Origin of the sequence: Martinezella lusitana (assembly GCF_010668395.1) — a bacterium.
GTDB classification, from domain to species: Bacteria; Pseudomonadota; Alphaproteobacteria; order Rhizobiales; family Rhizobiaceae; genus Rhizobium; species Rhizobium lusitanum_A.
In genome coordinates this window covers 354,476-374,051 of record NZ_WUEY01000002.1, presented here as the reverse complement: position 1 = coordinate 374,051, position 19,576 = coordinate 354,476, and the positions used below count along the sequence as shown (strand labels likewise).

Below are 19,576 nucleotides of genomic sequence, written 5' to 3'. Positions count from 1 at the left end.
ACCTCGTCTCGATCCCGCGGCAATGAAAACCGCTCCATAACTATCGATTGCTCGACCCCTGAGTGAGACCATGGACCTTTCCACGATCATTCTTCCCGAACACGTCTTCGTCGGTCTTCCGGCGCCGACCAAATGGCGGGCGCTGCAGATGCTGTCATCCAAGGCTGCCAGTTGCTTCGGCATCGACGAAGCAACGGTCCTGCGCGCCCTCGAAGGGCGGGAGAAGCTCGGCACCACGGGGATCGGCAATGGCGTTGCCGTTCCGCATGCGGCCATTGCCGGCATGACTCGGCCGCGGGGATTGATGGTACGCTTCGCGCATGCCGTGGACTTCGAGGCCATCGACGACGTGCCGACGGAATGGGCGTTCGTGCTGCTGTTCGGCGAAGCCGGCCGGAGCGACTATCTGAACGTTCTCGCCGCGATCGCCAGACGATTGCGAACGGAAGGCGTCCTTAAGGCGATGCGGCAAGCAAAGACCGCCGCCGAGCTCTATTCGGTCTTCATGTCCGAAGCCATTGTCTGAATCGGGTCTGTCGCCCATGGATTGTTGTTCGGGAATGTGATTTCACTTTTCCGGATTCTATGGGATGCTGTTCTCCGAGGCTGCTGAAAACGGGAACAGTCTTCGTTACTTTATACGACCAAGTTGGTAGGGTTTAAGGACAAACGAAGGGGGTGCATCCATGCAGACGATAAAGCTTTCCCGGCTTCTCGCCACCGCGGTTCTGATCGGCAGTTTCTCTGTCGCGGCGATTGCGCCGACTTGGGCGGCGGACAAGACGCTTCTCAATGTTTCCTACGATCCGACACGAGAGTTATACAAGGATTTCAACGCGGTATTTGCCGCGAAGTGGAAGAAGGACACCGGCGAAACCATCGACATCAAGGCGTCGCATGGTGGCTCGGGCGCGCAGGCCCGCTCGGTCATCGACGGTCTCGACGCCGATGTCGTGACGCTGGCTCTTGAAGGCGATATCGACGCGATCGCCAAGGCGACGCACAAGATCCCTGCCGACTGGAAGACCAAGTTCCCGAACAATTCCGTTCCCTACACTTCGACCATCGTCTTCCTGGTGCGCAAGGGCAACCCCAAGGGCATCAAGGACTGGCCGGATCTGGTCAAGGATGGCGTTGAAGTCATCACGCCGAACCCGAAGACATCGGGCGGCGCCCGCTGGAACATCCTGGCGGCCTGGGCCTGGGCCAAGCAGGCCAATGGCGGCGACGATGTCAAGGCGCAGGAATATCTCACGCAGCTCCTGAAGCATGTGCCGGTTCTCGATACCGGCGCGCGCGGATCGACGACGACGTTCGTACAGCGCGGGCTGGGCGATGTTCTGCTCGCCTGGGAGAATGAGGCATATCTCTCGCTCGACGAGCTCGGCCCCGACAAATTTGAAGTCGTGACCCCGTCTTTCTCGATCCGCGCAGATCCTCCGGTTGCCGTCGTTGATGGCAATGTCGACAAAAAGGGCACGCGCAAGATCGCCGAAGCCTATTTGAACTATCTCTACTCGGATGAGGGCCAGAAGATCGCGGCCAAGCATTACTACCGGCCGATCAAGCCAGAAGCGGCCGATCCCAAGGATATCGCCCGCTTCCCGTCATTGAAGCTGGCAACCATTGACGATTTCGGCGGCTGGTCTCAAGCTCAGCCGAAGTTCTTCGACGATGGCGGCATCTTCGATCAGGTCTACAAGCCGGGGCAATAAGGCTGAATGCATTCTATAACCCGCAAACGGTGGCGGTTACGGCAGCCGAGCGTCATTCCGGGCTTCGGATTGGCGCTCGGCGTTACCTTGGCTTGGCTCATCTTTATCGTTCTCATTCCGCTGTCGGGATTGCTGTGGAAAAGCAGCGCTCTCGGCTGGTCGAAATTCTGGGCGCTGGCCCTTGATGTGCGCACGCTTTATGCGCTGCGCATGAGCTTTGGCGGTGCCTTCATCGCCGCGCTCGTCAATGCGGTGCTCGGGCTTATTCTGGCCTGGGTGCTGGTGCGCTACCGTTTTCCCGGCAAGCGCATCGTCGATGCCATGGTGGATCTGCCGTTCGCGCTGCCGACGGCGGTTGCCGGCATTGCTTTGACGACGCTTTACGCACCGAACGGCTGGATCGGCCAGTTCCTGGCTCCGCTCGGCATCAAGATCGCCTTCACGCCGGTCGGCATCGTCATCGCGCTGATTTTCGTCGGCCTGCCCTTCGTGGTGCGCACGGCGCAGCCGGTGATGGAGGAAATCGATCGCGAGGTCGAAGAGGCGGCGGCAACGCTCGGCGCCTCCCGTTTCCAGACGATAACCCGCGTACTGCTGCCGGGCCTGGCGCCTGCGGCGCTGACGGGCTTTGCCCTGGCATTTGCGCGCGCCGCCGGCGAGTACGGCTCGGTCATCTTCATCGCCGGCAACAAGCCTTATGTCTCGGAAATCGCGCCACTGCTCATCGTCATCCGTCTGGAGGAATATAATTACTCCGCCGCGACGGCGATCGCGACGGTGATGCTGTTCATTTCCTTCACGATGCTTTTGATCATCAACCTCATACAGTCGTGGAGCAGAAGGAGATATGGCTATGGCGCATGATCTTTCTGCCGCCGCCGATACGGGTCAATCCGTCATCACCGAGAGCCGGGTTGCGCGCATTACCTTCGTGTTGATCTCGCTCGCCTTTCTGACATTGATGGTGCTTTTGCCTTTGGCTGCCGTCTTCGTCGAGGCTTTCCGCAAAGGCATAGAGGCGTTCTTCGACGCCCTTGTCGATGACGAGACTTTCGCGGCCATCCGGCTGACGCTGATCGTTGCCGGCATCAGCGTACCGTTGAACCTTGTCTGCGGCGTCGCGGCCGCCTGGGCGATCGCCAAGTTCGAGTTCAAGGGCAAGGCATTCCTGACGACCCTGATCGATCTGCCCTTCTCCGTCTCGCCGGTCATATCCGGTCTGGTGTTCGTGCTGCTATTCAGTTCCAGCAGCACACTTGGCCCCTGGTTGCAGAGCCACGGCATACAGATCCTGTTCGCGGTTCCGGCGCTCGTTCTGGCGACGATGTTCGTCACCTTCCCCTTCGTCGCCCGTGAATTGATCCCGCTGATGCAGGAGCAGGGCAATGCGGACGAGGAGGCGGCGCTTTCGCTCGGAGCCAATGGCTGGCAGACCTTCTGGTATGTCACGCTGCCAAACATCAAATGGGGCCTGCTTTACGGCGTGTTGCTCTGCAACGCCCGCGCCATGGGCGAGTTCGGCGCCGTTTCGGTCGTCTCGGGCCACATCCGCGGCGAAACCAACACCATGCCGCTGCAGGTCGAGATCCTTTACAACGACTATAATTTCTCTGGGGCCTTTGCCGTTGCCACGCTCCTGGCTCTGCTCGCCCTTGTCACACTTATACTGAAGACGCTGCTGGAAATGCGCTATAGCGAAGAGATCGCAGCCAGCCGGCGTCACTGAAGGAATTTTTGATGGAAGTTCGCGTTCAAAACCTGCGCAAGGAATTCGGTCGCTTTCCCGCATTGCATGACGTGTCACTGGATATACGCTCGAGCGAACTGATCGCGCTTCTTGGTCCGTCCGGCTCGGGCAAGACGACGCTGCTGCGCCTGATCGCGGGGCTGGAAACGCCAACCGAGGGCAGGATCTTCTTCGGCGAGGACGATGCTTCGCGAAAGAGCGTTCAGCAGCGCAACATCGGCTTCGTGTTCCAGCATTACGCGCTGTTCCGGCACATGACGGTGCTGGAAAACATTTCCTTCGGCTTGAGAGTGCGCTCGGCTTCGCGCCGCCCGCCGCGCGATGAAATTCGCCGGCGTGCGCTGGAATTGTTGGAACTGGTGCAGCTCAATGGCCTGGAAAAGCGCTATCCGGCCCAGCTATCCGGCGGACAGAGGCAGCGCGTGGCTCTGGCGCGCGCCATGGCGGTCGAGCCGAATGTCCTGCTTCTGGACGAGCCTTTCGGCGCCCTCGACGCGCAGGTCCGCAAGGACTTGCGCAAATGGCTGCGGGAAATCCATGACCGGACCGGCCACACCACCGTCTTCGTGACGCACGATCAGGAAGAAGCGCTTGAGCTTGCCGATCGTGTCGTCGTGCTCAACAAGGGCGCCATCGAGCAGGTCGGCACGCCGGACGAAATTTACGACACGCCGAACTCTCCCTTCGTCTACGGTTTCATTGGCCAGTCCAACCGCATCAAGGTACGCATCGCCAGCGGCGAGATCTGGTTCGACGACAAGCCGCTGGGGCTGAGCGCGCCGCACGAGCCGGAGGGAGAGGCCCATCTTTATTTCCGCCCTCATGATATCGAGCTTTGCGATGGCGGCGCGATCGCCGGTCTGCTCGCCGCAAGCCGACGCGTTGCGGGCACTCGTCATCTCGAGATCGATATCGGCTCAGGCCACGAAAGCATCGAGATCGAGCTGCCGCCGAACAAGGCCGATGCGCTGGACCGCAATCGCGTCGCCTTCCGGCCAACCCGCTGGAAGCTGTTTCGCAACGGAAGCTGACGTGTCGTCAGCGATCCCGGGCTGATCAGTCTTCCGGATGGGCCGCCGAGGCGAAGCCGCCGCCTTGATAGATGACTGCCGGATCGTTGGGATCCTCCCGTGGTGTTCGCGACAGGATTTCCGCCCGCCACGGAGCGGCGCTGTCGCGCGGTTTCCAACCGAGGAAAGCAGCATTGCTGTTGTCCCACCATTGCTCGTCATTGTCGGAAACTCCGTAGACGATGGTATGGCCGAGCCTTGGCGCATCGAAAGCACAGCCGCAAAGTGAGAGAAAATCGTTGACGCTGAACCAGGTGGCGAGCATGCGGGTATTGCGCGGTTCGGGGAAGCAGGAGCCAATGCGCACGGAGAGCGTTTCCTGGCCGAACTTGTCGAAGTAGAGGCTCGCGACCGCTTCGCCGAACACCTTCGAAACACCGTAAAGCGAATCCGGCCGCGTCGGCGCCTTGTTGTCGATCCGCTCGTCCCGGCGATAAAAGCCGATCGTGTGATTCGAGCTTGCGAAGACGATGCGCGGCTTGCCGGCGGCACGCGCCGCCTCGTAGAGATTGTAGAGGCCGAGAATATTGCCCTGCAGGATGAGATCGAAAGGTTTCTCCACCGATATCCCGCCGAGATGGATGATGCCGTCGACGCCGGCAAGCAGGGCCTCGACGCCGGCGCGGTCGGCCAGATCGCAGGAGACGAAACGCTCGTTGGGACTCAGGTCGCTGATCGGTGCGAGATCGGACAATACGACGCTCTCGGCAATTTGCGACAGAAGCGGCCTGAGCGCCTGCCCGACGCCACCGGCGGCCCCGGTCAGCAACAGAGTTTTCAGCATGGATTGTCTCCCGGATCGATCATTTCGGCCGGCAGACTATAAGATGCTCTTTCGGCAGTCATTATATATATCTGTACAGCCAACATGAAATATGTCGATGATGTCTAGGCGATATGCGAATGCACCCTGTCGTCGCTGGCGAGCGTTTCCAGGCTGACCACGGCCTTGATGGGAAGATGGTCCGAAGCAATGCGCGCCAGCGGCGAGTCGTGTACTTCGACCGCGGAGATCATGCCGCGACGGTTTGCCATGATGCGATCGAGCGCCAGCAGCGGCAGCGCCGATGGAAAGCTGGGGACGGCGGGAGGCAGCGGCCCGAAGGCGCTCTGGAAGGTGTTGAGGGACGAGCGGTCTCCCAGGCGCCACTCGTTGAGATCGCCAAGCAGGATGGTGGGCGTATCGCTGCCGTCGTTCATCAGATCGACGATAAGCCGCGTCTGCTGGGCCCGCGAGCGGTGCAGCAAGCCGAGATGCGCGGCGATGATCCTGAGGCTCCCGCCGCGCGCAAGTTCCAGTTCGGCAATCAGGGCGCCGCGCGGCTCGAGCCCCGGCAGATTGATCTGGTGGACGTTTCGCACCGTCCCTTGCTTGAAAAGTACGACATTGCCGTGCCAGCCATGCGCCTTCGTGACACCGGCGACGGGGACGGGGATCAGCCCCGTTTCGCGTTCCAGCCGGCGCAGGTCGAGGAGGCCCGTGCGCTCTCCGAAGCGCGTATCGGCCTCCTGCAGGCCGATGACATCAGCGTCGATTTCGTGAATGACCCGACTGGTTCTTTCCGGATCGAAGCGGCGGTCGGCGCCGACGCATTTATGAACATTGTACGAGGCGATCAATGTGCCTTCGGGTCGATCCGGCTCTGCGGCCAGCTTGGGCCGCGATTTCTTTCGGTTCTTCAGACTGTCCAGAATGCTCGCACGGAGACTTTCTTTCTTTTTCCGCATCTATCCGTCGACCGTTCCTTGATCAGACCATGCCGGGTACATGAACCGGAGTATAGGAAGCGATCGTCGGCGTTGTCATGTAAAAAGGCTGCGACAAGGACAGATTGTTCATGGCGATGACCATCAGAGATAGGGCGAGCCGAGCCAGAGGATCTTCTCGATGAGCCGCACGACAAAAGGCCGTGCTTGAAGCGTTTCCAGATCGACCGGGTGCGCCGTCTCCAGGATGGCGCCGATATGGGCATCGATCGTGCCGGCAAAGCCGCGATCGAGCACCTCGAGATCTACCTCGAAATTGAGCCTCAGCGAGCGGGGATCGAGGTTGGAAGAGCCGACATAGGCCCAGATGCCATCGATAGCGAGCAGCTTGGAATGGTTGAACGGACCTACGGCCCGCCAGATGCGGCAATAGTTCTTCAGCATCTGGTCGAATTGCGCCGTCATGGCACGATCGACCAGCACCAGGTTGTTGGCCGTCGGCACGACGATATCGACCTCGACCCCGCGCCGGGCGGCGGTGACCAGCGCGCTGATGAGCTCCCGGTCCGGCAGGAAATAGGGCGACATGATGCGGATCGATCTGTGGGCGACCGACAGCGCGCCGATCAGCATCTTGTGATTGGTTTCGACGCTCCGGTCGGGGCCGGAGGCGACGACGCGCATGAAGACCGGTGCCCCGGGTTCGTTGGAAGGTGTCGCAATCCGCCATTCAGCGCCACTCAGCATTTCGCCTGTGGTGAAGCGCCAATCCTCGGCGGAGGTGTTGAAAAGATCGGCAACGGCAGGCCCCGTCACGCAGAAATGCATGTCGCGGGCGCAGTGGTCCTGGGCAAATTCGCGGGTGAAGCCCTGGCGGATGTTCATGCCGCCGGTAAAGGCTATCCGCCCGTCGACGGTCAGAATCTTGCGGTGGGTGCGCAAGTTGGCATAGGGCAGCCGGAGCCCGATGATGACGTTGCCGTTGAAGACATCGACGTGAACCCCGCCCTCGCTCAGATAACCCATGATGCTCGGCACGGAATAGCGGGCGCCGACGGCATCGATCAGCACGCGCACGCTGACGCCGCGCTTGACGGCGGCGATCAGGGAGTCGGCGATGCGAAGGCCGATGGGGTCCCGATCGAAGATGTAGGTTTCCATCAGGATGCTGCGCTCGGCGCCGTCGATGGCGGCCTTCATCGCCGCATAGGCGACATCGCCGCTGGTCAGCATTTCGATGGTATTGCCGGTGCTCATCGTATAGCGGACGACACGGTCGCCGAGCGTCTTCATCGAGCCGAAACGGTCGCCGAAGAGCCGCCTTACCTGTTCGTCATCGGCATCGAAGCTGGCAAGCTCGCCGTTCGCATCCTTACGGAAGAGTGCCTCGCGCTGCGAGCTGAGCGAGGCGCGGCGGATGCGGTTGATACCCGCGACGGCATAGAGCAGCGCACCGATGATGGGCGACAGGATGACGACGCCGACCCAGCCGATCGCGGCGCGGACGTCTTCTTTGGTCATCGCCGCATGAATGGCGGCAGCCGCCCCCATGGCAATGGACAGGACGGCAAGAATTTGGCCCCAATGGGCGTCCACCAGGTCGATCATGGTGCGAGTATATCTTTGCCCGCAAAAGCTGCAATGATCCCGCGCGCGATTACCGGGATGTCGTCGATAGTAGTGCGAAAACTCAGCGTATTAGATATTTTTAATTGAACCATTTTGCTCCCGCCTTCATAGTTGGGACGCTTCGGCTGCTTCGCTACCGTCCCCCACGGTAACCAGTGTTTCTTGTTTGAAGCGCCACTGCGGTTCGAGAGTCGAGACAGAAGAAAACGAGCCTTGGCAATTTGAAGCCATGGCGTCTTGGCTGCTCGGGGGAGGCGTGAAAGCCCGCGTTTCAAGAACGGGCATTGTTCATCAAACCTTGTTCAATGATGCGAACGGAGAACGGCAGATGTTGGAATCCCGGGACGAATGGATCAAGAAGCGCGCATATGCCATATGGGAAGAAGAAGGCCATCCCTACGGGCGTGATGTCGATCACTGGCACCGTGCGAGCGGCGAGCGCTTCGCACTCGAGGAAAGTGTGACGACAGCCGGCAAAATCGAGGTCAAGCCCAAGGCCAAGCGCAAGACGGTGATTGCCGCGGCGGCGGCGGCCGACGAGGTTGCAGCCAAGCCGGCAGCAAAGAAGGCATCGAAAAAAGCGACAGCCGCAAAGGCGTAGCATCGGGCACTGCAATTTTGGAGATGTGGCGGAGATGGGGGCGGGCCGATGGCAGACATCGGGCCGCCTCTCTTCTCTAAAGGAACCTCTGGGGGAAAGATTCGCAGTAATTTCGGTCATTTGGATCCCAATCGCGAAATAGTTGTCACACATCGGTGCTACTGAGTGCGAAGGGAGCCTCGCAAATGCGCCGTCACTATATCGATGATCTGGAAATGACTGTCGCGACGATCGTTGCGGCGCGCTGTTCCATACGCTTTACCGGCAGCGCGGAGGTAGTGGAGTGACGTCGCTTCTCGTGCTCGCTGCACTTTATCTCCTGGCGGCGCTGATCCTCATTCTGATCATCGACCGTTCCGTCGGCGTGTTTTTCCCGGCTTCGGCCAAAAATCGCGCAACGCCGCGCCGCGATCGGCGCCTGTGGCCGCTGGCCGCCGATCGCAACTCTCCCGGTCGCATCTCGGAACCTTTTCCGTAACGACGTGTTGGTCTTTCATCCGCAACAAGGAGAAAGATCATGCCACGAGGAGACAAATCCGCCTATACCGACAAGCAGAAGCGCAAAGCCGAGCATATCGAGGAAGGCTACGAGGATCGCGGCGTTTCTCATGACGAAGCCGAGCGACGCGCCTGGGCGACCGTGAACAAGGAAAGCGGCGGTGGCAAGAAATCCGGCTCGGGTCGCGGCCATCCTGAAAATCATGAGTCGTCCGAGAAGGGCGGCAGGATCGGCGGCCGCGCTTCCGCCAACCGCCCCGCAGCCGAGCGCTCTGCCTCCGCGAAGAATGCGGCAGCGACCCGCAGACGGCACGAGCGGCACGCGCATTCCTGATCCGTGTGCGAGAGGATGTCGCCATGAAAGGCGCTTTGCGTCGGAAGGTCTTGCCCGAGGGGCGCACCGAGCGCGAGACCTTGCCCATCAAGGACGGCATCTTCGCGGCTTACGATCCAAAGATCATCGTCGCCTCCATCAGGAAGCGCGCCGTCATGGGTAGTCATCGCAAGTTCGATCCCCTACGTTCGGCCTTGTCGACGCTGAATTTCTATATTGACCGCACCGGAAGCCGGCTTGGCCGGCAACGCCGGGAGATCTTGAAGGAAGCGCGACGGGAGTTGCATAGAGACTTGCACGGCGATCGCCGCAAGTGACCGTGTTTCATTCTCGAGAGGGAAAGCCGAATGCCTTATGAACTCTACTACTGGGACGGCATCCAGGGGCGTGGTGAATTCGTCCGGCTGGCGCTGGAGGAGGCCGGTGCCGACTATGTCGATATCTGCCGGGGCTCGGCCAGCAAGGGGCAGGGAATGCCGGCCATGCTGGCGATCATGGAAAGCGGAGCTGGCTCCGATATTCCATTTGCTCCGCCGTTTCTGAAGGACGGAGACCTCATCATTCCGCATGTGGCGAATATATTGATGTATCTCGGCCCGAAACTTGGCCTTGCGCCGAAGGGCGAAGGAGAGCGGCACGTATTGAATGGCCTGCAACTGACGATTACCGATCTCGTCGCCGAGGTCCATGATACGCACCACCCCATCGCCACATCGAAGTATTACGAGGACCAGAAGGACGAGGCCAAGGACCGCGCCGCCGAATTCATCGAAAACCGCATTCCGAAATTCCTCGGATATTTCGAACGCGTCCTGCAGCAAAACCCACATGGACCGAGCCATATCTTCGGCAATGCGCTCACCTACGTCGATCTGTCGCTGTTCCAGGTCTATGAGGGCCTGCGCTACGCTTTCCCGCGGGCGACAGCACATCTGGGTCGTCGCTATCCGCATCTGACGGCGCTGCATGCAACCGTCATGAAACGGCCCAACATTGCTCGCTATCTTGAATCCGATCGCCGCATTCCCTTCAATGAGAACGGCATTTTCCGGCACTATCCGGAGCTGGATAAAGATACGGCGTGAGCGATGCTCCTCTATCAATTTATTCCCGCGTGCTGGGTCGTCTGGCTGCTGATCTGGCTGTTTGCCTCGTTCGGCGTCAAGAAAAGCGTGCGGCAGGAGGATCCGCTATCACGGCTCGGCAATACCTTGCCGATCTGGATCGGTGCCTTCCTTCTGGTGGTTGACCGTTCGTGGCTGGGGCCGCTGCGATTTGCCATCCTCCCGCATCATCCGGCGACCTATGCGATCGGTGCGGCCTTGACGCTTATCGGCCTGCTCTTCGCGGTGTGGGCCAGGTATCACATCGGCCGCAACTGGAGCGGGGTGATTACGCTCAAGGAAGATCACGCGCTCATACGGTCCGGTCCCTATGCGCTTGTCCGCCATCCGATCTATTCGGGCTTGATGCTCGCTGTCATCGGCTCGGCCATCGCGCGTGGCGATGTTGCTGCCGTACTTGCCATCGCCGCCGTGCTCTATGCCGTGCTGCGGCGCGTTCAGATCGAGGAAAGCTGGATGAACGAGATGTTCGGCCGCGATTATGCCGACTACAAATCGCGGACACCGGCGCTGATCCCGTTCCTCGTATAGGATCACAGGTTCAGCGGCGAAGCGGCTTTGGAAAAATCGGCCCAAGGATCGGCGCTCGACCGGTTCAAGCGCGAGGCGGCATTGCCGACGGTGAAGGAGGCGGGGCCGATCCTGCCGTCCAATTCTTCCCAGCTGACCGGCATCGAAACGGCCGCCCCTTTTCTGGCGCGGGTCGAATAGGGCGCCACGGCGGTATTGCCGCGGCCGTTGCGCAGGTAGTCGATGAAGATATGGCCTTCCCGCTTCGCCTTGCTGGCGACCGATAGATATGTCTCCGGGCTATCGGCGCTCATGGCATGGGCGATGGCCTCGGCGGCATCCTTCACTTGCGGCCAATTCGCCTGCGGCTTCAGGGAGGCCACGACATGCAGCCCCTTGCCGCCGGATGTCTTGACGAAGGAGGTCAATCCCTGCCTGGAAAACCGTTCCCTTATTTCCTTTGCCGCGGTGACGACCTTGCTCCAGGCGACATCCTCGCCGGGATCGAGATCCATGATGATCATGTCGGGCTCTTCCCAATGATCTATGGTCGTGCCCCAGGGGTGAATTTCCAGCGCCGCCGATTGGACGAGAGCGGCCAGACCGTCGAAGTCTTCGATCTTCAGAAGCCTTGCAGCCTCCTTGTCCTCGGGGTCGGCAATTTCCTCGATATGCGGATTGATGCCCTTCCAGGCATGCTTCTGGAAAAAGCGCGGCCCGTCGATGCCGTCGGGGCAGCGCAGAAGGGCGAGGGGACGATTGGCGACGAAGGGTTTCATCCGCTGCCAGGCCAGGGCGTAGTAATCGAGAAGGTCCTGCTTGCTGACCTTATCGTCGGGCCAGTAGATCCGGTCCGGATGCGTCAATTTCACGGACGTTTCGAAGCCGTCTTGAATGGGCGTCTTTGCCATCTTGCATGCGCTCCATCTTTTGCGACGTGAAGGTCGCCGCGCCGGGCAGACTAGCATTGCCCGGCGCGCAAAGCGATCGGAAGCCGTATTTATGGCATCAACTGGCCGCCATTGACCTCGATGATCTGGCCGGTGATGTAGCCGGAAAGCGTCGCGGAGGCGAGGAACAGATAGGCGCCGACGCAATCTTCCGGCGTGCCGACAAAGCCCATGGGAATCGTCTTGCGCTGCAGCTCCATCTGCTCGTCATTGGTATAGCGTTCATGGAACGGCGTTGCGATGACGCCTGGCGCGACCGCATTGACGCGGATCTTGTCGTTGACGAATTCCTTGGCATGGCCGTGGGTGATGGTCGAGACGAACCCCTTGGAGGCTGCATAGAGGATAGCGCCGTTGCCGCCGCCATTGCGCGCGGCGATCGAGGTGGTGTTGATGATGAAGCCGCCCTGCTGCCTGAGATGGGGATGGGCCGCGCGGGTTGCCGCAAGCACGGAGCGGGCGTTGAGGTTCATGACCCGCTCATAGTGCTCGTCCGTCATCTCGGCCGTTGGAATCCTCCCCAGCATGCCGCCGGCATTGTTCACCAGGCCATCGAGGCCACCCAGCACTTCGACTGCGTCCTTGACGACGCGTTCTGTCCCGCCGTCCTGCGAGACATCGCCCTGGATAAGATGCGCCGTGCCGCCGGCAGCCTTGATTTCATCCGCCAGCTTTTCCGCCGGCTCGCGGCTCGCATTGAAGTGGAGGCCGATCTTCATGCCCTGGGCGGCAAAGGCGCGTGCGACGGCGGCGCCGATGCCGGTCGAGGCGCCTGTTATCAGCACCCGCTTTCCGGCCAGATCGGGGATACGAATGGACGCAAGCGATTGCGCGAGTTCTGTCATGACAAATCCTCCTGAACATCAATCAATCATATGACGAAATATGCCTCGTCTTATCAGGCTCAAGGGCGGAAAGGCAACCATGGCAGGCTTGGCAAAAGGACGCGATATCCCGGCAGCCGCTAAAATAAATCGGGCGGCGAAGCCTGACGTGGCTCGGGCCTTCCCCATCTCATTGCGGATCGCCAAGTTGCGTCGTTCCGTTGAGCGAAGCCATAATCTCGGCACCGAGTTCGCGATGGCGGCGTCTCGTGGCCGCAATCCGGCTTTGAAGAAGCAAGGCCACCAACCTCGGAGTCCGGGTCAGCAGCCTGCTCGCTTCAATGAACGCCCGGCATGGTATCACCGTCAGATAGTGCGCACGCGAACGATGGTAGCGCCGCCGCTGTCGAAGCCCCTGAATTTGTGATGGCAACCCGAGTTGCTGATTGATGGGAACCGGAGTGACGAAAGCTGACTTGAGGCCCCGGAAGAATTCGAGATCGAAGGCAAGATCGAACGGCAGCCGCATCGGCAGGAGTTTCTCGACAAACCATCTCGCTGCCCGTCGATTGATGAGATAGGCACCGGATCCCTTTTCCCGGGTCAGCGCGATCGCAAGGCTGCGGCTTTCCGTAAGCTTGCAGAAATCGAACTTTCTGCCTGCGCTGACGCTCGACAGGCGCAGGATATCCCATCGCGCATCCTGTTCGAGCGCGGCTTCCAGGATATCGACAAGATCCGGCGGAAATTCGAGATCGTCCTCGAGAATGAGAGCGAACTCGTTCTGCGAGGCAAGCAGCCGGCGGGCACATTCTATATGGCTCAGATAGCAGCCGATTTCGCCCGGATTACGCCGGCGGCCATGCATGAAACGAAAGGAAATTTCACTGAATTTCGGCGTTGGAAAATCGATCGAATTGCCATCGACAGCGGCTACGCGCTCGAACGAGAGGCCGCTTCCCTGCAATTTGGCTTGCATCGCCGCAAGGCGATCGCCCGCCCGGTCCAGATTGATCAGAAACACTGTCAGCGAAGCCGCGGCCAGCCTTGCATTGTTCATGCCTTCATCCACTTCCATCTCGAAGCGGCAGCGCCGCTTTCCGGAAGCGAACATGTCCCGTTCGGCTGACAGCAGCCTTACAGATGCTGCCAGCAGGCGGAATGATACGTTGTTGATAGGGCTCGAATATGCGACCATGCTTTTGGGAGGAGCCATCCATGGTGTCGACATTGTCGCACATTAAGGAGATCGAGCGCGTTGCGATGGGGGCCACGAGCCCGCGCGATGCCCCGGTCGTGCAGTCCTGGCTGCGTTGCCTCAACGATTACAGGCTGGATCCCGCCGCCGCGCAGGAAGCCTATATCGTGCCGGAGGTGAAGCTTCGCGAGCATCGCGAGCAGGCGGAGGAACTGATCCGCATCGGACGCTCGGGGCTTGAGCGGCTCTTCAGCCAGGTCGTCGAGCAGAATTACGTGCTGCTCCTGTCCGATGCCCGCGGCGTGACCGTGGACTTCATGGGCGATCCGACCTTCGACAACCAGTTGCGCAAGGCGGGGCTCTATCTCGGCTCCGAATGGTCGGAGAATCGGGCAGGGACCTGCGCCGTCGGCGCCTGCATCGTCTCGGGCGAGCCGGTCATCATCCATCAGGACGACCATTTCGACACCAGCCATATCGGGCTGACCTGCACGGCAGCGCCGATCTTCGACACGCTCGGCGATCTGACGGCGGTGCTCGATATTTCACAGCTTCGTTCGCCGACGGCAAAGGCCAGTCAGCAGCTTGCCGCACATCTTGTCGCGTCGACCGCCCGTCGCATCGAGCTTGCCAACCTGATGACGCGCACGCGCAACGACTGGGTGTTGCGCCTGGCGCGCTCGCCCGAATTTCTCGATGTCGATCCGGACGCGGCGATCGCGCTCGACGGCAGCGGCCGCATTACCGGCATGACGCATGGCGGTTTCGGGGCGCTGGCCCGCGCGATGGACATGCACGGGATCGTGACCCGCCAGTTCATCGGTCAGCCGATCGATCGCTTCTTCGATATCGAGCTCGACGATCTGCCCCTGCTGATGCGAGGGCAGCCGAATGGCGATAGGCTGCTCAAGGCAAAGAGCGGTCTGGCGGTCTTTGCCAGCGCCATTGCGCCGGCCTCGGGCTTTCGCCGCGTGCCGAGCGCGGACGCCGCGAAACTTCGCAATCCCTTCAAGGACCTCAGCTTCGGCGATCCGGCCATGGAGCGCCTGCAGGCGCGCGCCGCCAAACTCGCGGGCCGCGGCATTCCGATCCTGATCCAGGGGGAGACCGGCAGCGGCAAGGAATATCTGGCGCGCGCGATCCATGACAGCGGTGATGCTGCCGGAAAATTCGTTGCGGTCAATTGCGCGGCGATCCCCGAGCAACTGATGGAATCGGAGCTGTTCGGCTATGCGCCCGGCGCGTTTACCGGCGCCAATCAGAAGGGCAAGCGCGGCCTGATCGAAGAGGCCGATGGCGGAACATTGTTCCTGGATGAAATCGGCGACATGCCGCTTGCGCTGCAAAGCCGCCTGTTGCGGGTGCTTTCTGAAAACGAGGTTCTGCCCGTCGGTGCATTGAAGGCGCGGCCGGTGCATCTGCGTCTGCTCTCGGCTTCGCATCGGGATCTGGCGGAGCTGGTCGCGCTCGGGCAATTCCGGCAGGATCTTTACTATCGGCTCAATGCCGTCACCCTGGCGCTGCCGCCGCTGCGCGCGCGGCAGGATCTTTCGGCCATGATCGATCATCTTCTGCAGCGTATCGGTCGAGACAACGGACACTTCTACCGGCTGGACGCATCTGCCCGCGCGGCTTTGCTGCACCATGGCTGGCCAGGGAATATTCGCGAACTTTCCAATGCGTTGCGCGTAGCGGCCGCGCTTTCGGAAAGCGGCGTCATCACCATGGAGTGTTTGCCGGATGCGCTCTGTAAGGACGAGCCCCTGCCGCGCGGCGAGCAGCCGGCGGACGATCTCCGCAAGGCGCTCGACGAATGCGGCAAGAACGTTTCGGCGCTCGCCCGCAAACTCGGCGTCAATCGCTCCACGATCCATCGCCGGCTGAAGCGCCTCAACTGACGCAATCATTGCAACACCTGTTGCAGCGAAGGTGTTGCATGTTCGAAGCATGGCCTTCGGGTTGAAATATAAGCCATTGAAAAATTGAGGTTTCCGGTCCTGCCGCTGTCTGGCATGCCGCTTGCTGTCTTCTTGTTGCAAGAGCAAACGAGGAGGAAACAGGAATGAAAGCTCTCCGCTTCCATGCCGCCAAGGATCTGCGTATCGAAGATATTCCGGCGCCGGCTAAACCAGGGCCGGGCCAGGTGTTGATCGAAAATCGCTTCTGCGGCATTTGCGGCACTGATCTGCATGAATATGCCTACGGCCCGATCTTCGTGCCGAAGGAGCCGCATCCCTTTACCAAGGCGCATGGGCCGCAGGTTCTCGGCCACGAATTCGGCGGAGTGGTGAAGGCCATAGGCGAGGGCGTCAGCCATGTGAAGGTTGGCGATCGCGTCTCGGTCCAGCCGCTCATCATGCCCCGCGAGGGTGATTACTATGCGGATCGCGGATTGTTTCACTTAAGTTCACAGCTCGCGCTTGCCGGCCTGTCGTGGCAGTCCGGCGGCATGGCGGGGGCGGCGTTGCTCAACGACTACAACGTGCAGCCTATCCCCGAGAGCCTGAGCGACGAAGAGGCCGCCCTCATCGAACCCACGGCCGTCGCCGTCTATGCCTGCGACAGGGCCGGCGTGACGGCCGGCAACAGCGTGCTGATTACCGGGGCGGGGCCGATCGGCATCCTGACGGCAATGGCGGCGCGCGCAGCCGGCGCGACGCAGCTCTTCATGTCCGATCTCAACGATACGCGGCTGGCGCTCGCAAGAGAGGCGCTCAGGGACGTGCGGACCATAAACCCGAAATCGGCGAATGTCGGAGATGTCATCCGCCGCGAGACGGAAGGCGGCGTGGGCTGCGATATCGCCATCGAATGCGTCGGCAACGAGCACGCCCTGAAGAATTGCGCCGATGCCGTGCGCAAGCAGGGCGTCGTCATCCAGACAGGCCTGCACCCTCACGAGAACCCGTTGAACTGGTTCGACGTCACCTTCAAGGACATCGATATCCGCGGCTCCTGGGCCTACCCGACCCATTACTGGCCGCGCGTTGCCAGGCTGATTGCCAGCGGCCAGATTCCGGCCCTGCGGATCGTCACCAAGTTCGTGTCGCTCGCCGAAGCCGTCACCGAGGGCTTCGACCAGTTGCTCGATCCCACCGGCAAGCACCTCAAGATCTTGATCGATCTGTCGCGATAACCGCCGATCCACAGGAGCGGTTGAGGAGCCGCCCCGAAAATCTTCAAAGAGCAGGAGGAGATGAAATGCTCGACAAAACCCCGACCACCCGTATTCAGGCGCTTCTCGATAAATTCAGCGACGCGCTTGCGGCCGGCCAGATCGATGAGGCCGTGTCCATGTTTGCGGAGGAATGCTACTGGCGCGATCTCGTCGCCTTCACCTGGAACATCAAGACGGTCGAAGGCCGCGATCAGGTCCGCGACATGCTGCAGGCCCAGCTTGCCGGCACGAAGCCCTCGAATTTTCGGGTCTCCGCCGGCGAGGAGGCCACGGAGGCGGACGGCGTGCTCGAGAGCTGGATTTCGTTCGAAACCGGCGTCGGGCGCGGCTACGGCCTCATCCGTTTCAAGAACGGGCTCATCTGGACCTTGCTGACTGCCCTGGTCGAATTGAAGGGGCATGAGGAAAAGGCCGGTTTCACGCGCCCGCTGGGCGCCAAGCATGGCCAGAATATCGGCGCCAAGACCTGGAAGGAGGAGCGCGAGGAAGAAGCCCGAACGCTCGGCTACGATAAGCAGCCCTACGTCGTCATCATCGGTGGCGGGCAGGGCGGCATCGCCCTCGGCGCCCGGCTGCGCCAACTCGGCGTTCCCACCATCATCCTCGAAAAGAACGACAGGCCGGGCGACTCCTGGCGCAAGCGCTACAAGTCGCTCTGCCTGCACGACCCCGTCTGGTACGATCACCTGCCTTACATCGATTTCCCGAAGAACTGGCCCGTCTTCGCACCGAAGGACAAGATCGGCGACTGGCTGGAATTCTATACGAAGGTCATGGAGCTGAACTACTGGACCCGCGCCACGGCGAAGTCGGCAAAGTGGGATGAGGCGGCGAAGGAATGGACCATCGTCGTCGATCGCGACGGCGAGGAAGTCATTCTCCGGCCGAAGCAGCTGGTCTTCGCCACGGGCATGTCCGGCAAGGCGAATATCCCGGACTTCAAGGGGCGGGAGAATTTCAAGGGTGAGCAGCACCATTCCTCTCAGCATCCCGGGCCGGACGGCTACAAGGGAAAGAAAGTGGTGGTCATCGGCTCGAACAATTCGGCCCACGACATTTGCGCAGCGCTGCACGAAGCCGGTATCGATGTGACCATGATCCAGCGCTCGACCACCCATATCGTGCGGTCCGAAACGCTGATGGATATCGGGCTCGGCGCGCTCTATTCGGAACAGGCGCTGGCAAACGGCGTGACGACGGCAAAGGCCGACCTGATCTTTGCCTCGCTGCCATACAGGATCATGCACGAATTCCAGATTCCGCTCTACAACCAGATGCGTGAACGGGACGCCGATTTCTACGCGGCACTGGAGAAGGCCGGCTTCCAATTGGACTGGGGTGCGGACGGATCGGGCCTGTTCATGAAATATCTGCGGCGCGGTTCGGGCTACTATATCGACATCGGCGCATCTCAGCTGATTATCGACGGAAAGGTCAAGCTCGCGGCAGGCCAGGTTGACGAGATTACGGAAAACTCCGTGAAGCTTGCCAATGGCCAGGAGATTCCGGCGGATGTCATCGTCTATGCCACGGGCTATGGTTCGATGAATGGCTGGGTCGCCGATCTGATCAACCAGGAAACCGCCGACAGTGTCGGCAAGGTCTGGGGATTGGGTTCCGATACGCCGAAGGATCCGGGTCCATGGGAGGGCGAACAGCGCAATATGTGGAAGCCGACGCAGCAGGAAGCATTATGGTTCCATGGCGGCAATCTGCATCAGTCGCGGCACTATTCCCAGTATCTTTCCCTGCAATTGAAGGCGCGCATGGAGGGCATTCCGACACCCGTCTACGGCTTGCAGGCTGTCCATCACAAGCGCTAGATAGCTGGAGGATATGATTGTAATGCTCTGAAATCGCTGCGGCTTCAACAAATGCCAAAGTTAATGTATCGGTTGAAGCCGCGGCAAATCTGGTCGACATGGATCTCTGAATCGAACGAAACGATCTGGCGTGGCGGCGCTACCGCCGCTAATGAAGGTGCCAGGGGAGCCGCGCGCCGAGCCTCTTTGCGATGAAGCGATGGCGGCTGCGGATTTCGACAACAGAGAGAGACCGAACACATCATGAGCAAGAACAAGCTGATCCGTTTTAATGTCGCCGACAACCAGGCCGGCGGCCAGCGCCGCCCCTTCGCCAAGGCTGTCAGGGCCGGAGATTTCGTCTATGTTTCGGGTCAGGTTCCGACGCGCAACGGCGAGATCGTCAGCGGCAATATCGTGACGCAGACCGAGCAGGTCATCGCCAACATCAAGGACGTGCTTGCGCTCGCCGATTGCACGCTCGAGCATGTGGTGAAGGTCAATGTCTGGCTGGACGATGCGCGCGACTTCTCGAGCTTCAATGCCGTTTTCGAAAAGCACTTCATCGATCACCCGCCGGCGCGCTCGACCGTCCAGTCGCCGATGATGGTCGACGTGAAGGTCGAGATGGACGTGGTTGCCTACAAGCCCGTCGAGTGAGCGAGAGCATCTTTACTGCGCTGATTGCG

General features: G+C 60.7%; 21 protein-coding genes. 15 read left to right on the top strand and 6 right to left on the bottom strand.

The features are described from left to right. The first annotated feature begins 70 nt into the window (after window positions 1-70). The 5 genes from GR212_RS05680 (at window position 71) to GR212_RS05660 (ending at window position 4,493) form a co-directional block, all read left to right on the top strand. Window positions 71-526 (top strand): PTS sugar transporter subunit IIA, encoded by a 456-nt coding sequence (locus tag GR212_RS05680; RefSeq protein WP_163985486.1) that lies wholly within the window; start codon window positions 71-73, stop codon window positions 524-526. A 160-nt stretch (window positions 527-686) separates the two neighbouring features. After that, window positions 687-1,715 carry a sulfate ABC transporter substrate-binding protein gene (locus GR212_RS05675; protein WP_163985485.1) on the top strand — a complete coding sequence of 343 codons (1,029 nt, stop codon included), beginning with the start codon at window positions 687-689 and terminating at the stop codon, window positions 1,713-1,715. Between the two features lie 6 nt (window positions 1,716-1,721). Continuing rightward, window positions 1,722-2,579 carry a sulfate ABC transporter permease subunit CysT gene (gene cysT / locus GR212_RS05670; protein WP_163985484.1) on the top strand — a complete coding sequence of 286 codons (858 nt, stop codon included), beginning with the start codon at window positions 1,722-1,724 and terminating at the stop codon, window positions 2,577-2,579. Then, complete coding sequence (gene cysW, locus GR212_RS05665) at window positions 2,569-3,441, top strand: sulfate ABC transporter permease subunit CysW (protein ID WP_163985483.1); 873 nt, start codon at window positions 2,569-2,571, stop codon at window positions 3,439-3,441. The genes cysT and cysW overlap by 11 nt, the downstream gene beginning before the upstream one ends. Before the next feature lie 11 nt (window positions 3,442-3,452). Then, window positions 3,453-4,493 (top strand): sulfate/molybdate ABC transporter ATP-binding protein, encoded by a 1,041-nt coding sequence (locus GR212_RS05660; RefSeq protein WP_163985482.1) that lies wholly within the window; start codon window positions 3,453-3,455, stop codon window positions 4,491-4,493. A 25-nt stretch (window positions 4,494-4,518) separates the two neighbouring features. Here GR212_RS05660 and GR212_RS05655 read toward each other — a convergent pair whose 3' ends face one another. The 3 genes from GR212_RS05655 to GR212_RS05645 form a co-directional block, all read right to left on the bottom strand. After that, complete coding sequence (locus tag GR212_RS05655) at window positions 4,519-5,316, bottom strand: NAD-dependent epimerase/dehydratase family protein (RefSeq protein ID WP_163985481.1); 798 nt, start codon at window positions 5,314-5,316, stop codon at window positions 4,519-4,521. Window positions 5,317-5,420: 104 nt separating this feature from the next. Further along, window positions 5,421-6,260 (bottom strand): endonuclease/exonuclease/phosphatase family protein, encoded by an 840-nt coding sequence (locus tag GR212_RS05650; RefSeq protein ID WP_163985480.1) that lies wholly within the window; start codon window positions 6,258-6,260, stop codon window positions 5,421-5,423. A gap of 123 nt (window positions 6,261-6,383) precedes the next feature. Next, window positions 6,384-7,847 (bottom strand): phospholipase D-like domain-containing protein, encoded by a 1,464-nt coding sequence (locus GR212_RS05645; protein WP_163985479.1) that lies wholly within the window; start codon window positions 7,845-7,847, stop codon window positions 6,384-6,386. A 277-nt stretch (window positions 7,848-8,124) separates the two neighbouring features. On the opposite strand from GR212_RS05645, the gene GR212_RS05640 reads away from it, so the two are divergent. The 6 genes from GR212_RS05640 (at window position 8,125) to GR212_RS05615 (ending at window position 10,956) form a co-directional block, all read left to right on the top strand. After that, a complete protein-coding gene (locus tag GR212_RS05640; RefSeq protein ID WP_432444352.1) occupies window positions 8,125-8,469 on the top strand; it encodes a DUF2934 domain-containing protein in 345 nt (114 codons plus the stop codon). Between the two features lie 283 nt (window positions 8,470-8,752). Then, window positions 8,753-8,947: a hypothetical protein gene (locus GR212_RS05635; RefSeq protein ID WP_163985478.1), complete on the top strand. Its 195-nt coding sequence runs from the start codon at window positions 8,753-8,755 to the stop codon at window positions 8,945-8,947. 39 nt (window positions 8,948-8,986) lie between these two features. Continuing rightward, window positions 8,987-9,301 carry a plasmid stabilization protein gene (locus tag GR212_RS05630; protein WP_163985477.1) on the top strand — a complete coding sequence of 105 codons (315 nt, stop codon included), beginning with the start codon at window positions 8,987-8,989 and terminating at the stop codon, window positions 9,299-9,301. Window positions 9,302-9,324: 23 nt separating this feature from the next. Then, window positions 9,325-9,618: a DUF3175 domain-containing protein gene (locus GR212_RS05625; RefSeq protein ID WP_163985476.1), complete on the top strand. Its 294-nt coding sequence runs from the start codon at window positions 9,325-9,327 to the stop codon at window positions 9,616-9,618. Between the two features lie 30 nt (window positions 9,619-9,648). Beyond that, window positions 9,649-10,386: a glutathione S-transferase family protein gene (locus GR212_RS05620; protein WP_163985475.1), complete on the top strand. Its 738-nt coding sequence runs from the start codon at window positions 9,649-9,651 to the stop codon at window positions 10,384-10,386. A 3-nt stretch (window positions 10,387-10,389) separates the two neighbouring features. After that, entirely contained in the window at window positions 10,390-10,956 is a 567-nt protein-coding gene (locus GR212_RS05615) for a methyltransferase family protein (RefSeq protein ID WP_163985474.1), read from the top strand. 2 nt (window positions 10,957-10,958) lie between these two features. Here the strand turns inward: GR212_RS05615 and ligD are convergent, their stop codons facing one another. The 3 genes from ligD to GR212_RS05600 all read right to left on the bottom strand — a co-directional run bounded on the left by ligD (window position 10,959) and on the right by GR212_RS05600 (window position 13,769). After that, window positions 10,959-11,846 (bottom strand): non-homologous end-joining DNA ligase, encoded by an 888-nt coding sequence (gene ligD, locus GR212_RS05610; RefSeq protein ID WP_163985473.1) that lies wholly within the window; start codon window positions 11,844-11,846, stop codon window positions 10,959-10,961. Between the two features lie 89 nt (window positions 11,847-11,935). Then, window positions 11,936-12,730 carry an SDR family NAD(P)-dependent oxidoreductase gene (locus GR212_RS05605; RefSeq protein WP_163985472.1) on the bottom strand — a complete coding sequence of 265 codons (795 nt, stop codon included), beginning with the start codon at window positions 12,728-12,730 and terminating at the stop codon, window positions 11,936-11,938. 169 nt (window positions 12,731-12,899) lie between these two features. Continuing rightward, a complete protein-coding gene (locus tag GR212_RS05600; RefSeq protein WP_246725688.1) occupies window positions 12,900-13,769 on the bottom strand; it encodes a glycosyltransferase family 25 protein in 870 nt (289 codons plus the stop codon). Window positions 13,770-13,927: 158 nt separating this feature from the next. Here GR212_RS05600 and GR212_RS05595 point away from each other — a divergent pair, with 158 nt between their 5' ends. The 4 genes from GR212_RS05595 (at window position 13,928) to GR212_RS05580 (ending at window position 19,547) form a co-directional block, all read left to right on the top strand. Beyond that, window positions 13,928-15,805 carry a sigma-54-dependent Fis family transcriptional regulator gene (locus GR212_RS05595; protein ID WP_163985471.1) on the top strand — a complete coding sequence of 626 codons (1,878 nt, stop codon included), beginning with the start codon at window positions 13,928-13,930 and terminating at the stop codon, window positions 15,803-15,805. 164 nt (window positions 15,806-15,969) lie between these two features. Then, window positions 15,970-17,043 carry a 2,3-butanediol dehydrogenase gene (locus GR212_RS05590; RefSeq protein WP_163985470.1) on the top strand — a complete coding sequence of 358 codons (1,074 nt, stop codon included), beginning with the start codon at window positions 15,970-15,972 and terminating at the stop codon, window positions 17,041-17,043. A 65-nt stretch (window positions 17,044-17,108) separates the two neighbouring features. Continuing rightward, entirely contained in the window at window positions 17,109-18,908 is a 1,800-nt protein-coding gene (locus GR212_RS05585) for an NAD(P)/FAD-dependent oxidoreductase (RefSeq protein WP_163985469.1), read from the top strand. Between the two features lie 243 nt (window positions 18,909-19,151). Further along, on the top strand, window positions 19,152-19,547 hold the full coding sequence (locus GR212_RS05580; RefSeq protein ID WP_163985468.1) for a RidA family protein: 396 nt from the start codon (window positions 19,152-19,154) through the stop codon (window positions 19,545-19,547). The last annotated feature ends 29 nt before the right edge of the window (window positions 19,548-19,576 follow it).

Bases quoted from the DNA above. Each gene is read 5' to 3' on its own strand.
- GR212_RS05680 (WP_163985486.1), top strand. From the start codon at position 71: ATGGACCTTTCCACGATCATTCTTCCCGAACACGTCTTCGTCGGTCTT.
- GR212_RS05675 (WP_163985485.1), top strand. From the start codon at position 687: ATGCAGACGATAAAGCTTTCCCGGCTTCTCGCCACCGCGGTTCTGATC.
- cysT (WP_163985484.1), top strand. From the start codon at position 1,722: ATGCATTCTATAACCCGCAAACGGTGGCGGTTACGGCAGCCGAGCGTC.
- cysW (WP_163985483.1), top strand. From the start codon at position 2,569: ATGGCGCATGATCTTTCTGCCGCCGCCGATACGGGTCAATCCGTCATC.
- GR212_RS05660 (WP_163985482.1), top strand. From the start codon at position 3,453: ATGGAAGTTCGCGTTCAAAACCTGCGCAAGGAATTCGGTCGCTTTCCC.
- GR212_RS05655 (WP_163985481.1), bottom strand. From the start codon at position 5,316: ATGCTGAAAACTCTGTTGCTGACCGGGGCCGCCGGTGGCGTCGGGCAG.
- GR212_RS05650 (WP_163985480.1), bottom strand. From the start codon at position 6,260: ATGCGGAAAAAGAAAGAAAGTCTCCGTGCGAGCATTCTGGACAGTCTG.
- GR212_RS05645 (WP_163985479.1), bottom strand. From the start codon at position 7,847: ATGATCGACCTGGTGGACGCCCATTGGGGCCAAATTCTTGCCGTCCTG.
- GR212_RS05630 (WP_163985477.1), top strand. From the start codon at position 8,987: ATGCCACGAGGAGACAAATCCGCCTATACCGACAAGCAGAAGCGCAAA.
- GR212_RS05625 (WP_163985476.1), top strand. From the start codon at position 9,325: ATGAAAGGCGCTTTGCGTCGGAAGGTCTTGCCCGAGGGGCGCACCGAG.
- GR212_RS05620 (WP_163985475.1), top strand. From the start codon at position 9,649: ATGCCTTATGAACTCTACTACTGGGACGGCATCCAGGGGCGTGGTGAA.
- GR212_RS05615 (WP_163985474.1), top strand. From the start codon at position 10,390: ATGCTCCTCTATCAATTTATTCCCGCGTGCTGGGTCGTCTGGCTGCTG.
- ligD (WP_163985473.1), bottom strand. From the start codon at position 11,846: ATGGCAAAGACGCCCATTCAAGACGGCTTCGAAACGTCCGTGAAATTG.
- GR212_RS05605 (WP_163985472.1), bottom strand. From the start codon at position 12,730: ATGACAGAACTCGCGCAATCGCTTGCGTCCATTCGTATCCCCGATCTG.
- GR212_RS05600 (WP_246725688.1), bottom strand. From the start codon at position 13,769: ATGAACAATGCAAGGCTGGCCGCGGCTTCGCTGACAGTGTTTCTGATC.
- GR212_RS05595 (WP_163985471.1), top strand. From the start codon at position 13,928: ATGGTGTCGACATTGTCGCACATTAAGGAGATCGAGCGCGTTGCGATG.
- GR212_RS05590 (WP_163985470.1), top strand. From the start codon at position 15,970: ATGAAAGCTCTCCGCTTCCATGCCGCCAAGGATCTGCGTATCGAAGAT.
- GR212_RS05585 (WP_163985469.1), top strand. From the start codon at position 17,109: ATGCTCGACAAAACCCCGACCACCCGTATTCAGGCGCTTCTCGATAAA.
- GR212_RS05580 (WP_163985468.1), top strand. From the start codon at position 19,152: ATGAGCAAGAACAAGCTGATCCGTTTTAATGTCGCCGACAACCAGGCC.